Here is a 13,780-nt window from a genome sequence, read left to right on the forward strand (position 1 = left end):
TGTAGATGTAAAGATAGCCTACGAATGGGAATCGGAATCGAGAGAATCATCTAGCAAGGCTGCCTAAATGCTTCCACACATGTTGATGATGCCTCATTTTTCATAAAAATTTTCATTTTACGAAAAAAAGGTGTTGATTATTTGTTGAATTAAAGTTATTTTATAGACAATAAATTCACAACAACCATAAGGAAGAAGAAAAATGGCTACTGCAAAGAAGACCGTTGCTAAGAAGGCTGCACCTGCTAAGGCTGCTGCAAAACCCGCCGCTAAGAAGGCTCCTGCTAAGGCTGCTGCAAAGCCGGCTGCTAAGAAGGCTGCCGCTAAGCCCGCTGCAAAGCCGGCTGCCAAGAAGGCTGCCGCTAAGCCCGCTGCAAAGCCGGCTGCTAAGAAGGCTGCCGCTAAGCCCGCTGCAAAGCCGGTTGCCAAGAAGGCTGCCGCTAAGCCCGCTGCAAAGCCGGTCGCCAAGAAGGCTGCCGCTAAGCCCGCTGCAAAGCCGGTTGCCAAGAAGGCTGCCGCTAAGCCCGCTGCAAAGCCGGTTGCTAAGAAGGCTGCCGCTAAGCCTGCTGCAAAGAAGCCCGCTGCTAAGAAGGCTCCTGCTAAGAAGAAGTAATCTTCTTAACCAAGAATTCTCTCTTGTAAAAGGTTCTCCGCATTGCGGAGAACTTTTTGTTTTTCTATTTTTACGCCATGATTTCTGAAAAAGACCTTGCTGAACTTGAAAGCGTCCCTTACGAGGAACGCATTACCCGCGTCGAAAAACTTCTGGAAGGAAAATCCGAACCCCGAGCATTCGAATTGGGCCTCCTTCTCGCCCTCAAGATGGGCCAGGAATTGCGCCAGGGCAAGGAACTTGGAAGCGAATCCGGAGACCTGGTCGCCAGCTGGGTGGGCAAGCACCCGGATTCCATCGTAGAAGAGGCCATTGCACTGGCCAAGGAATTTCTCACCAACCCCGCCTCCCTTGCCGAAAAGATCAAGGCGGGCGTCATAAAGAAGGCGGAAGAAAAAGCCGCCGACGCAAACGAGAATAAGGCCGAGGACAAGTCCGAAGATGAACAATAAGCTCATCGCCACCGTGGACATTGGAAGCCATAGCTGCATCATGCTGATTGCAGCTTTCGAAGACGCACCCAATCCACCCTCCCCTGCCCCAAATCAGGAAGCAACGACCGAATCCGCCGATGCTGCGGAACCCGCTATTGCACCAGCCCCCCGCCAGATCCTCGTCCCGAAACTTCAGAAAGTTGAGGTTTGCCGTCTGGGCGAAGACATTTACGAGACAGGTTCCATCAGCGAGAAGCGCATCGAGGAACTGACCCGCATTATGACCAAGTTCCGCATGGATCTTCACGCACTGGGCGCCGACCTGAAGGCTGCCGCCGCTACGGAAGCCATGCGCAAGGCGGAAAACTCCGAAGTAGTTCTTGACGCTATCGAGAAAGCCCTCTGGGTTCGCCCCCAGATCATCTCCGGCGAACAGGAAGGCAAGCTGACCTTCCGTTCCGTCCGCGAATGGCACGGCAAGGACATTGTCACTCTGGACATTGGCGGCGGATCTACGGAACTTTCCAATGGGGAAACAACCTTCTCCATTCCGGTGGGCGCCCTGAAGATGTTCAAGGAAATGGGTCCCATCCCCGGTCCCGAATACAAGAAGTTTGTAAAGGAAGCCTTTAAGGACGTTTCCTTCAAGGGCATGACCAAGAAACAGGTCTACCTCATTGGCGGTACAGGCACAGCCCTCGCCATGGTCTACCTGAACAAGCAGGTCTTTGACTACAAGGCCATCGAAGGCCTGGAACTGACCATCCGTGATCTGGATGCAGTTACCACCCGCATTACCAATCTTTCCAAGGAATTGCGAGCCATGTTGCCCGGCCTGGAAAACGGCCGTCACGACGTCATTATCTGCGGGCTGTTCTGGCTCAAGTCCCTTCTGGAAAAACTCCGTGTGGAATCCTTCCGCATCAGTACCGCCGGTCTGCGTTTTGGTTTACTCTATCCCCCAGAGGCTGAACCCGAGGAAAAACCCAAGGCAAAACGAATCCCGCCCTGGATGAAAAAAGCGGAAACTTGAAATTAGAGACTAGAAACTAGAAATTAGAGATTAGAGGTTTAAGGGTACAGGGTACAGGGTATAGGGTATAGAGATTAGAGATGTTGGGAATACTCCATATGAAAATTTCAAGACGAAACTATCCAGAAATCAAAAGCATATACATCTTGACGCCCTAGCCCCTAGACCCTAGATCCTAGCCTCTAAAACCCCCTAGACCCTAGATTAGTGGTTAGTGATTAGTGGTCAGTGATTAGAGATGTCGGGAATACTCCATATGAAAATTTAAAGACGAACCTATCCAGAAATCAAAAGCATATACATCTTGACGCCCTAGACCCTAGACCCTAGACCCTAACCCCTAAAACCCCCTAGCCCCTAAAAAATATGCGCATCAATAAGTTCATCTCCCTCTGTGGAATCGCAAGCCGTCGCGCAGCAGAAGCACTGATCGAAGACGGCAAGGTCATGGTCAACGGCGAAGTCATTCGAGACTTGGGCCACCAGGTTGACGAAGACAAGGACCAGGTCATGGTAGACGGCAAGAAGGCTCGTCTCCCCAAGAAGACCACCACCATCATGTTCCACAAGCCCGCAGGCTGTGTATGCACCAAGGACGACCCCCAGGGTCGCCAGACAGTGTATGATTTTCTGCCGCCGGGATACCATAGCTTGAAATACGTAGGCCGTCTGGACTTGCAGAGCCGCGGTCTCTTGCTATTTACCGACGACGGGGAACTACTCCACCGCCTCACCCACCCCAGCTTTGAAATTCCCCGTAGCTATTACGTGTGGACCGACCGTCCCCTCAGCGAGCACGCCTGCCAGCGCCTGGTAGATGGCGTCGACATTCGTGAGGAAGGTTCGGACCAGGAAGAAATCGCTTTCGCTACGGACATCTATCTGGAAAATGGCTTTGCGGAACTTGTCCTGATTGAAGGAAAGAACCGCGAAATCCGTCGTATGATGAGAGCCGTAGGTTACGAAATTCGCGACCTGAAGCGCGTCAGCTATTGCCGCATGACCTTGGGAGATCTCCCCGCAGGTGAATACCGCGAACTGACCGCCGACGAAATGAACAAACTCCGTCAGGCAGTCCACATCTAGGAATCATCATGAAGCGCACTCTTTATATCGGGGACGTTCACGGCTGCGCCGACGAACTGGAACGCATCGTTGACGCATTCGGATTCGTTCGCGGTACAGACACTCTGTACCAGACAGGAGACATCATCAACAAAGGCCCCGACATGCTTCGCGCCCTGAAGTTTATTCAGGACAACGGAATCCTTGCAGTTCGAGGCAATCACGAGGAACATCTGATCCGCATGATGGCCACCGACGAAAGCGAATGGACCGAAAAGCAGCGAGCCCGATTTGCAAAGCTTCCCCTGGAAGATTGGCGCTACATTCTGGACGAAGTCAAGACCTGGCCCCTCTGGCGCGACACGCCCCACGCCCTGCTGGTTCACGCAGGCCTGGAACCCGGCAAGACCCGCCTGGAAGACATGGACCCCAAGGTCATTCTCTCCATTCGTGACTGGGATGGAAAACCCTGGTTTGAACAAGTGAAGTGGGAAAAGACCGTGGTCTTTGGACATTGGGCCAAGATGGGTTTTGTAGACAAGCGTCCTGGCTTTATCGGACTGGATTCCGGCTGCGTCTACGGCAAGAGACTTACAGCCTGGTGTCCGGAAGAAGACAAGTTCTACGAAGTTCCAGCCGCTCGAATCTACTCCCCCGTCAAGGATAAGGCAAAGACCGCTATTGACGCCCCCTGTATGGTCCCCGGCGACAAGCTTCCGGAAAACGAGCGTCCTAAGGATTTCGCAGACATCAAGGCAAGAATTGCAAGTGGCGACATCGCCATCGCGGACGACTCTCCCGAAGCACAAAAAATCCGTAAGGCCAGTCCCAGCATCACCGCCGAGTGGAGCGGGTATTAATGATGCAAAGGGGATTACCATCCCCTTTGGAACCCCCTACAAAAGAAGACGGCTTTCCAAGCAGAGCTTGGTTAGCCTTTTCTTTTGTGGTTGAGGGGAAGCGGAGCTTCCTCCTCAAGGGTTTCGGGATATAAAAAAGACCGACTCAAGGAGTCGGTCTTTTCTAGATCTTTTAATTGTGATTACTGGACACCGCAAGTAGCAGGAGCAGACAAATCAAAGTCAATCATGTCATCATCACACTGATCCACAGGCAACGATACGGTAACGTTAAAATCACCCGTAGCCTTAACACCACCAACAGTCATATTCAGTTTGCCTTTCAATTCCTGAGTCCAAGTGGTTTCGCAGAAAATCACACAAGGCTGACCAGAAACAGGAACCTTAACATGAACGGAGGTTGCTCCAGCAGGGATAGCAATCTTACCTGCGGCCTGATTTGCAAGAATTTCGTAATCAAGAATATTACTATCAATAGCCTTCACTTCGTCACATTCAACGAGTTGAACAGTGTTATCGTCATTAGCAACGCTCACACTGGGCTTCAAGGTCTGACCCTTTTCGGTGAAGGTGTGAGAAGCACTTTCACCAGCACCAGTAGCACCGGTCCAGGTGTAGCCAGTAATGTTAGCACCGACAGAAGTACAGCCCGCAACAGTCCAGCCAGCAATTCCACCATCAGCAACATCTGCAGTAGCTGCGGTAGCAGCACACTTACAACCAGTAATGGGAGCGCCATTCACCTGAAGGTCAGAGCAGGTCACGCTATAAGCAGCAGCACCCTTGGAAATGGAGACAGTAGCCTTAGCCAAACCGGAATTCATGTAAGTGATCGCACCGGTTGGAGAAAGGCCTGTAATCACCTCAGAGGGTTTAGAGGCATTAGCATCGAAGTTCCAGGTAAAGTCGTAGCCGATAATATCCTTAGCGGTCAAGCCAGCGGAGTTCTTGTTATTGAAGGAGAACTTCCAGGTAGTGGAGCCTCCCTTGGAAATAGGATTATCAACAGGAGCACAGGTACCGATATCGCCGGTACCACCCGGAACAACAGCGATGGAGCTAGAGGATGCGCCTCCCTGGGAGTCAGAGGAAGCAAAGACTATCTTACTGCTAGAAGATCTAAAAGTGGGCGCTGCTGCGGAGGAAGACGAGCCAACAACCGGCTGTTGCGGCTGCTGAGCAATAGAGGAGCTGGAAACAACGGGCGTTGAAGGAGCCTGGCCCATCAATCCGGCGCATGCGGGATCGCCCTTACAATCGTTAACGGCATTTACCATTATGGAGGTATCGTTGCTTTCAACGTAACCGAACATAATCGGGCCGTCATTACGTTCGTCGAATTCATAAACTTCGCCATCACCACAGGCAAGGAAAGTACCAGCAATAGCTAAAGAAGATAAACCAACAATAAACTTCTTATTCATATTAACCTCTTTGGGGCAAATCTAAATAATTCTTTTCAAAAACGAACACCTTGTTTTAATTTTTAGTGCGTCAAAACACTTAAAAACGCTTTTGTAAACTTTTATTTATTCATCCACCGAAATTTTACGCTGACCCGTAATAAACTGATGCACATACGGGTTGCTCGTATTCTTGATTTCATCCACAGTGCCCACTTCAATGATACGTCCATTGTAAAGCATGGCAATACGGTCCGCTACCTTAAACGCACTCACCATATCATGGGTCACCACCACAGATGTCACCCCAAGCTTGCTCTGCATATCCAGAATCAGGTCGTTAATCACGTCACTGGTAATGGGATCCAGACCGGTAGTGGGTTCATCGTACAGCAAAATTTCGGGATTTAGAGCGATTGCACGGGCAAGGGCCACACGTTTACGCATACCACCGGAAAGTTCAGAGGGCATCTTGGTGCGGAACTCCGGAACCAGGTTGATCATCTGGAGTTTTTCAGTCACCACATCCTGGATCTGCTTTTCCGTCAGTTCCGGATGATGTTCACGGAGGGCAAAAGCGATATTTTCGCCAGTGTTCATGGAGTCGAACAGAGCGCCCATCTGGAACAGCATACCCATCTTTCTACGGATGGTATGAGTATCAAAGAACTTCGGGGTACTGATAGTCACGCCATCCACGGTCACCTCGCCACCATCCGGCTGAAGAAGTCCGATCATATGTTTCAGGATCACGGACTTACCGCCACCGGACTTACCAATAATCACCATGGTCTCGCCACGGCGAATATCCAAGTTCACATCGCAAAGAACATTCTGGGGACCGAAGGACTTCTTCAGGCCCTTCAGGCGAATGGCAATATCGTTTGGGTCAATCTTTACGTTTGGCATAAGTTACCTAGAAGAATAGAACTGCGTCTACGATAAAGTCCGAAATCAAAATCATCAAGCAGCAGGACACCACCACGCTCATGGTCGCAAGGCCCACACCGCGTGCACCAGCCTTGGCGTTGACGCCATGATAGTATCCCAGCAGGAAAATCAACGTACCGAACACGAAGGACTTAAGAACCCCGGACCACAGGTCCATAGGGTCAAACAGGTACTGCATGCCGGTTGTATAAGTATATGTGGTAATATCCAATCCCAGGACGCATACAATCCAGCCTCCAATAAGGGCAAGGGCATTGGAAATAATGGTCAGGCAAGGAATCATGGTCACGAAAGCGACAAAACGGGGCAAAGCCAGATAGCGATAGGGTTCCAGTCCCAGCACCGTATAGGCAGCCAGTTCTTCCTTTTCCTTCATGGAGCCAAGTTCAGCAGCAATGGCACTTCCCACACGTCCCGAAAGCACAATCGCGGTAAGCAGGGGGCCAAGTTCAATAAGCACCATCTTACAGGCAGCCGTTCCCACAAATTTATCTGCAACCAGATTGTGAAATTCGAATTCAGCACAAACCGTAGCCACCATCCCCGTAAAGATGGAAGTGACGAACAGAAGAGGTAGGGAGGAAACACCCACAGAAATCATCTGCTTCACGATCAGGTTTGGATTCTTGTGAATATAGCGCAGCTGTTTCAAAGTATTCAAGAGGATACAGATCACTTCGCCCACACCGGAAATACCGGTGAAGATAATTTCACCAATCCAGGAAATAGGGCGTAGAATAAAAGACATCTTATAATCCTCGAATATTAACCAAAGTCTGCACCGCCGGGACCATCCTCAGCAAAATTGTATTCACCGCCATCCCCCTCGGAACCATAGCCGTCTTCAGGAGTATAATCGTAGAAGGTGGTGTATTCCGGAATGAAGGTCATAGGAATATCCTTCACGGAACCGTTACGGTGTTTTGCCACAATCAGTTCTGCGGAATGTTTGTCTTCTTCCTTATGGGTCTGGACAAACTTACGTTCCACAAACCACACCATGTCGGCATCCTGTTCGATAGAACCGGATTCACGAAGGTCTGAAAGCTGGGGACGTTCACGGCCCTTTTCTTCCACCTTACGGGAGAGCTGAGCCAGGGCAATCACAGGAATCTGCATTTCCTTGGCCAGAATCTTAAGGCCACGGGAAATAGCACCAATGGCCACGGCACGGTTTTCTTCCTTGCCAGTCTTCATCAACTGCAGGTAGTCAATGATCAGAAGGTCCAGCTTGCCCTTACGCTTCAGCTGGCGGGCCTTGCTCATCAGTTCCATAATGCCAAGGTCGGCATTATCATCCACATACAGAGGAGCCTGGTTGATAGGGGTGACCGCGGCAATCAGTCGGCGCTTTTCTTCGGCATTCAGGTAGCCGTTACGAAGTTTACTCTGGTCAATCTGGGCCTGGGAGCACAGAAGACGCTGGGCCAGCTGCACACCGTCCATTTCCAGGCTAAAGAAAGCCACATTCTGATTGTAGTTGATGGCTGCGTTTGCCGCAATGGTCAGGGCGAAAGATGTTTTACCCACACCAGGACGAGCAGCCAGGATAATAAGGTCGGAACGCTGGAGGCCGTTAGTCAATTCATCCAGTTCGGTAATACCCGTACGGATACCGGTAATACCATCCTTGCGTTCATTCAGGCGCTGAAGAAGGGGGGACACAAACTGGTCAATGGACTTGAGGGAGTCGCGGACCTGGTCATCCGCAATAGCGAACATGACCTTTTCCGCATCCTGGAGCACTTCGTCCGGAGCCGCAGCAGGATCCATCGCATTCTTGATAATGCCAGAGGACATCTTGATCAGCTTACGGAGGGTGGTCTTCTTTCGCAGAAGTTCAATATGCCAGGTCACATTAGCAGAAGAAGCCACCGTTTCCATAAGGGTAAATAGGTATTCACGACCGCCTACCAGGCTAAGTTTACCCATGGTTTCCAATTCAGAAGCCAAAGTAACCAAGTCAATGGGGGTCACTGCCTTATTCAAATTACAGAGGGCAGTCCAAATAATCTGGTGCGCTTCCAGGTAGAAGAACGACTCGTCCTTAATAATCATGATGGCTTCGCCCATCACTTCGGGATCACGAAGAATGCCGCCTAAAAGACAGCGTTCCGCGTCCAGGTCCATGGGGACCTGACGGCCTTCATACTGGTTCTGCTGGTTATCAAAATCTGGCATAGTCAATTACCCTTGAAATATAAATTATTGAATTGCGGTCTTTTGAAGACCACAACGTATAATCGCCAATATCAAGGGCTTTGTAAAAATTGCGGTTATTTAGCTGTAAAATAGGCGTTGCGAGGAATATGAACCTTCCAGGTGAGCCACTTCAGCTGTTTATCGTTTACCATCTGGTACGGGTCTACCAGCGGGCAGGTCCTGGTTCCGGAGAAGTCCTGATCGGAGCCGGCCAGTTCGTCAAAGTTCTTTGCCTTACCGAACAGTTGATGGAATAGAGGCTGTCCAAAGCACACCATCATTTCCGGCTGGATGAAAGACAGCTCCTTCATAAGCATCTTCTTGAGGGCGGTTTCCAGCAAGGGAGACAAGGCTCGTTCGGTGGATTTGAAGAAGTAAGTCACGCCCATGGATTCCTGGCCGATGTTCAAGTTGGCGAACAGTCGGACCAGCATCTCACCCACAGGGGACTGGAAAAATGCGGCAGGGGCCATTCCCGGTTTTGTCCCTGGAAGCAGGAACAGAAGTTTCGGATGTTCCGGACCCATATAGCGAACCAAGTTCGGCTCCTTGCTATAGAGCGCTTCATCCTTAATTTGTGTGTAGAATTCATCCAGGGAATTAGCGGATTCGAAAACAGAGGCGGAACGCTTTGCCACACGGGGTGCGGGGGCATTTGCGACGGCAGCACTGCCAAACATGGATCCCTGATTTCCATTGAAGGATGCCGGCTGTGGCGGCGGAGTGGGAGCAGAGTTCTGCTGCAGTGGAGCAGGACGCTGAGGAATGGGCGCCGGGCGACTTGCAGGAGTTGGCGGAATAAAAGGACGGGCTGGTGCCGCCTGTTTCTTTTCCAAGGCCCAAGGTTCATCCAGATAGAATTCGTCCAAACCGGCACCAAGGTCTACTTGCCCCTGGAGGTAATTGCGCAGCTCGCTAAAATCAAATTCGTCAGCCATTCAAACCTCTATCAGCACAAAAACGAAGGATGGTTTCTGCCAGGGAAACCTTACTGCCCATAGTCAGCGGGGGAATAGGCTTGCCATGTTCCACCAGGGAGTAGCGCACGTTATCACGTCCAAACCCGCTATCGGCAGCCACGGGAGCATTCAGCAGCAGGGCATCTGCACCGGACTTTTCAAATTTTTCGGCAGCATGCTCCTCGAAATGATCCGTTTCCAGAGCAAAACCGATAAGCACCTGACCAGGCTTTGCACGTCCCTCCTTACGGGCAGCGGCACAACCTCTCAGAATATTAGGATTGGGAACAAGCTCGATTGTCAATTGACTGCGGCTGTCCTTAATTTTTTCGTTGGCGGGTTTTGCAGGACGGTAATCAGCGACTGCAGCACAGTGGATGACCACATCCGCAGAAGCCAAGCGTTCCATAACAGCATCGTGCATGTCACAGGCGCTACGAACCTTGGCGACCCTTACGCCACCCGGGAACTGGGCTTCCATGGGGCCTGCAACAACTTCAACATCGTAGCCGTTGGCGAGGAAAACTGCGGACAGTGCAACCGCAGTTTTGCCGCTACTACGATTGGAAATGTAGCGGACCGGGTCGATAGCTTCTTCGGTACGGCCTGCAGTAATCAGCACTCTACGGGGCGCGGCTTCGCTCCGAGCATACGCAGGCAAGTCCTGCAAAGCAGTTTCTTCAAGGAATCCTTGCGCCTCGGAAACAGGAACTGTACCCGTCCCATTTTTCTTCTCGTAATTCGTACTTAGTAATTCATAATTCTCTAAGTATTCCACAATCTGCGCAGGCTCCAAGAGCCTTCCCTGCCCCACTTCGCCACAGGCCAAAAAGCCTGCAGGAGATTCTAGCACATGAGTGTGCTCAAATCCGCGAAGCATTTCAAGATTGCGTTTTACTGCAGGGGAATTGTACATGGCCACATTCATTGCCGGAGCAACAAAACGTTCGCAATCACAACTCATGAAGCAAAGGCTTACTGGATCGTCGGCAATACCGAAGGCAAACTTGCCTATCACATTGGCGGTAGCGGGCACCACCAGGTACAAATCCGCCCAACGGGGAAAATCAATATGCTGGAAGGGGCGCGCCTCGGCGGCTCCATTCTTCAGGTACACCGGGCACTTGCTCAGGCTGGCGAAAGTCAGAGGCGCCACAAACTGCGTCGCCGCTTCCGTCATGCACACGCGCACCTCAGCGCCCTTCTTTTGCAGCAGACGCAAAAGTTCGCAAGACTTGTAGGCGGCAATTCCACCAGAAACGCCAAGAAGGATGTGCTTACCAGAAAGATTCATACAGAAACTCAAGATAGAAATTTGCTCTCGGCAAATTTCACAACCTTATCGGAAACCAACTTCAATACGTATGCGGCCACCAGAATTACACCCAAAGTCGCGGCAAGAATCGCTAGGCAAAGCGGAGCACTAAATTCCACGGCGGGACGACCCAGGGCCTTTACAAAAGCCATTTGCAGCCACACGATGGCGATATGCTGAATCAAGAAAACGCAATAAGTCAAAGGCGCCAGTTTCTGCACAGTTTTCCACACCAGTGAGGACTCCTTGACACGTCCGCCAAAATTCAACACCCCAAGAAAAACGGCAATTCCTGCAACGGAACCAAGCAAGTCATTCTTAATGATTCCAACAGGAAGCATAACAAGGCTCAGTCCAAGAAACACCACCAAGGAAACCCACTTGACTGAAGGGGAACGCAACCTGGGCAACAAATCCATCAGCAGAAATCCCAGAACGAACTTTAACATCAAAGTGGCGGGAAAAACACTAATGTCCCATAGCCAACTGTTGGGCCAAACAAATTGCAAACCATAGCTGAAGCCCAGCACCACAAGTAAAGCAACCCTATTCTTCTTGTAAGCCCAGGCAAGGAACGGGAACAGCAGATAAAGCAAGATAATGGCCGCCACAAACCATTCACCACAGAAATAGTAGGACTCGTAGTCAAACAGTTTCAGATATCCGTCGACACCGGAAAAAGTCAGCAGCAATTTCAGTGGGTTTCCGGCAAAAAAGGGAGAACCATCAGAAATCCAGTGTCGCACCATGGCAAGCAGCACATACAAATTCAAAATCCAGAAAGGAGGATAAATCGCCTTCGCCCGCTTAAAATAGAAGGCAGGCAGACCGCCCACATTGCCGTTCCCGTACTTTCGATAAAGTAACGCACCGGAAAGCACCAGGAACATGGTAACGGCAACATTGCCAAAATCAAAATTGGGCGTTACGCAGAAAAAATTGACTATGGGAGAAAAAGGTCCGAAGCTATACTCGCAACCAAAGTGGTAAGTCACCACCCAGAACATGGCAAGCACACGGATGATATCAAATTCAAATATGCGGGATATCTTTGCGGAATGATCCATAAAACTAAAGTTAGCAAAAGCGGAAACAAAAAAGAAACCCCGCGGCATTCACCACGGGATTCCTTTAAGACCTTAAGGCCAGAAGCAAATTTTAATTAAGCTTCCTTCTTAGCGGACTTCTTAGCCTTGGGAGCTGCGTCACCGATAGTGGTGCCGTTTTCGCCCGGCTTATGAGAGTCCATCCAAGCCTTCAGTTCTGCGGATTCGCGATTCTTGAAGTAGTCGACCACAGAGAGGAAGATCTTGCGGTTGTTCTGATCGATTTCGGTAACAACGGCCGGAACTTCGTCGCCAACCTTGAATGCATCAGCAGGAACCTTGATGTATTCAGCGGTGAGCTTGGAAACGGGCACGAAGCCTTCGATACCTTCAGCCAGTTCAACAACAACGCCACGGTCAAGCATACGAACGATCTTGCCCTTGACTTCTGCGTTTACCGGGTAGGTAGAATCGATGGAATCCCACGGATCTTCGGTGAGGTGCTTCATGGACAGAGAAATGCGACGCTTTTCCTTATCGACAGCGAGAACGACGCATTCAACCTTGTCACCCTTCTTGACCATTTCGTTCGGATGGGTGATCTTCTTGGTCCAGGACATGTCGGAAACGTGGATGAGGCCATCAACACCTTCCTTGATTTCGACGAATGCGCCGAAGGAAGCGATGTTGCGGATTTCACCAACCACGCGTGCGCCCGGGGGAAGTTCGGTTTCGATAGAATCCCACGGATCAGATTCGAGCTGCTTCATGCCGAGAGAGATGCGTTCAGCTTCTTCTTCGACCTTGAGAACGACAGCTTCAACTTCCTGACCAACAGCGAGGATCTTGGACGGGTGCTTGACGTGCTGAGTCCAGGACATTTCAGAAACGTGAATGAGGCCTTCAACGCCAGAATCCAGTTCGATGAATGCACCGTAATCGGTGATGGAAACAACCTTACCCTTAACGATTGCGCCTTCGGGGTAACGTTCAGCGATGTCCTTCCACGGATGCGGCTTAAGCTGCTTCATGCCGAGAGAGATGCGTTCCTTCTTGTCGTTGAAGTCGAGAACCATAACTTCGACTTCCTGACCCAGCTGAACCATTTCGGTCGGGTGGTTGATACGCTTGTAGCTCATGTCGGTGATGTGGAGGAGGCCATCTACGCCGCCCAGGTCAATGAATGCACCGAAGTCGGTAATGTTCTTGACGATACCCTTGCGAACCTGATTCTTTTCGAGGGTTTCGAGAACGTCGCCACGCTGCTTGTTGCGTTCTTCTTCGAGAACAACACGGCGAGAAACGACGATGTTGCGACGAGCCTTGTTGACCTTGATAACCTTGAGGTCGAAATCCTGGCCGATGAGAGCGTTGATGTCCGGGATCTGACGGAGGTCGATCTGAGAACCCGGGAGGAAGGCGTCAATACCGAACAGGTCGACAACTACGCCGCCCTTGATACGCTTGGTGAGGGTACCCTTGACAACTTCGTTGTTTTCGAATGCAGCATGGATGCGATCCCATACGCGAACGAAGTCAGCCTTCTGCTTGGAGAGGATGAGACGGCCGTCTTCATCTTCGAGCTTTTCAACAAAAACTTCGATTTCGGAACCCAGTTCGAGAGAGTCAGAGTCCTTGAATTCTGCGCGATCGATCACGCCTTCGGACTTGTAGTTGACGTCAACGAGAACTTCCTGTTCGTTAACCTGGCTGATCTTACCAGTAACGAGCTTGCCCTGTTCGAGGCAGCCCATGCCTGCATACACGTCAGCGTTAGCCTTGCGGAAGTCAGCGCCGCATTCAGCTTCTGCTGCAAGGATTTCGTCGAGATCTGCCTGAGAACCGAATTTGAGATTATTTGCCATATTAGTTTGTTTTGGTTGCGGTTAAAAAAATTCA

The 13,780-nt window shown here is 50.7% G+C and carries 13 protein-coding genes; 5 read left to right on the forward strand and 8 right to left on the reverse strand.

The window, feature by feature from the left end:
* Positions 1–202 precede the first annotated feature (202 nt).
* From BGX12_RS15635 to BGX12_RS07595, 5 genes are all read left to right on the forward strand, one after another.
* Entirely contained in the window at positions 203–613 is a 411-nt protein-coding gene (locus BGX12_RS15635; RefSeq protein ID WP_199220742.1) for a hypothetical protein, read from the forward strand.
* A gap of 77 nt (positions 614–690) precedes the next feature.
* Complete coding sequence (locus tag BGX12_RS07580; RefSeq protein ID WP_199220743.1) at positions 691–1,065, forward strand: hypothetical protein; 375 nt, start codon at positions 691–693, stop codon at positions 1,063–1,065.
* Positions 1,055–2,080: a phosphatase gene (locus BGX12_RS07585; RefSeq protein ID WP_233246306.1), complete on the forward strand. Its 1,026-nt coding sequence runs from the start codon at positions 1,055–1,057 to the stop codon at positions 2,078–2,080. The genes BGX12_RS07580 and BGX12_RS07585 overlap by 11 nt, the downstream gene beginning before the upstream one ends.
* A 366-nt stretch (positions 2,081–2,446) precedes the next feature.
* Positions 2,447–3,166, forward strand: coding sequence for a pseudouridine synthase (locus BGX12_RS07590; protein WP_109735481.1), 720 nt, complete (start codon positions 2,447–2,449; stop codon positions 3,164–3,166).
* A gap of 8 nt (positions 3,167–3,174) precedes the next feature.
* The gene (locus BGX12_RS07595) at positions 3,175–4,005 is read left to right on the forward strand and encodes a metallophosphoesterase (protein ID WP_109735482.1); all 831 of its coding nucleotides are present in this window, start codon (positions 3,175–3,177) and stop codon (positions 4,003–4,005) included.
* 182 nt (positions 4,006–4,187) lie between these two features.
* On the opposite strand, the gene BGX12_RS07600 is transcribed toward BGX12_RS07595, so the two are convergent.
* The 8 genes from BGX12_RS07600 to rpsA form a co-directional block, all read right to left on the reverse strand.
* The gene (locus tag BGX12_RS07600; RefSeq protein WP_109735483.1) at positions 4,188–5,429 is read right to left on the reverse strand and encodes a hypothetical protein; all 1,242 of its coding nucleotides are present in this window, start codon (positions 5,427–5,429) and stop codon (positions 4,188–4,190) included.
* 105 nt (positions 5,430–5,534) lie between these two features.
* On the reverse strand, positions 5,535–6,317 hold the full coding sequence (locus tag BGX12_RS07605; protein WP_109735484.1) for an ABC transporter ATP-binding protein: 783 nt from the start codon (positions 6,315–6,317) through the stop codon (positions 5,535–5,537).
* A 7-nt stretch (positions 6,318–6,324) separates the two neighbouring features.
* A complete protein-coding gene (locus BGX12_RS07610; RefSeq protein ID WP_109735485.1) occupies positions 6,325–7,107 on the reverse strand; it encodes an ABC transporter permease in 783 nt (260 codons plus the stop codon).
* A gap of 17 nt (positions 7,108–7,124) precedes the next feature.
* Entirely contained in the window at positions 7,125–8,540 is a 1,416-nt protein-coding gene (dnaB, locus tag BGX12_RS07615) for a replicative DNA helicase (RefSeq protein ID WP_109735486.1), read from the reverse strand.
* A 95-nt stretch (positions 8,541–8,635) separates the two neighbouring features.
* Positions 8,636–9,499, reverse strand: a complete 864-nt coding sequence (locus tag BGX12_RS07620; RefSeq protein ID WP_109735487.1) for a hypothetical protein — start codon at positions 9,497–9,499, stop codon at positions 8,636–8,638.
* Positions 9,492–10,814 (reverse strand): phosphopantothenate--cysteine ligase family flavoprotein, encoded by a 1,323-nt coding sequence (locus BGX12_RS07625; RefSeq protein ID WP_109735488.1) that lies wholly within the window; start codon positions 10,812–10,814, stop codon positions 9,492–9,494. Before BGX12_RS07625 ends, BGX12_RS07620 begins: the two co-directional genes overlap by 8 nt.
* An 8-nt stretch (positions 10,815–10,822) precedes the next feature.
* Positions 10,823–11,902 (reverse strand): acyltransferase, encoded by a 1,080-nt coding sequence (locus BGX12_RS07630; RefSeq protein ID WP_158278198.1) that lies wholly within the window; start codon positions 11,900–11,902, stop codon positions 10,823–10,825.
* Positions 11,903–11,997: 95 nt separating this feature from the next.
* Positions 11,998–13,746: a 30S ribosomal protein S1 gene (gene rpsA, locus BGX12_RS07635; RefSeq protein WP_109735490.1), complete on the reverse strand. Its 1,749-nt coding sequence runs from the start codon at positions 13,744–13,746 to the stop codon at positions 11,998–12,000.
* Positions 13,747–13,780 lie beyond the last annotated feature (34 nt).

This window comes from Fibrobacter sp. UWR4, assembly GCF_003149045.1.
Classification (GTDB): Bacteria; Fibrobacterota; Fibrobacteria; order Fibrobacterales; family Fibrobacteraceae; genus Fibrobacter.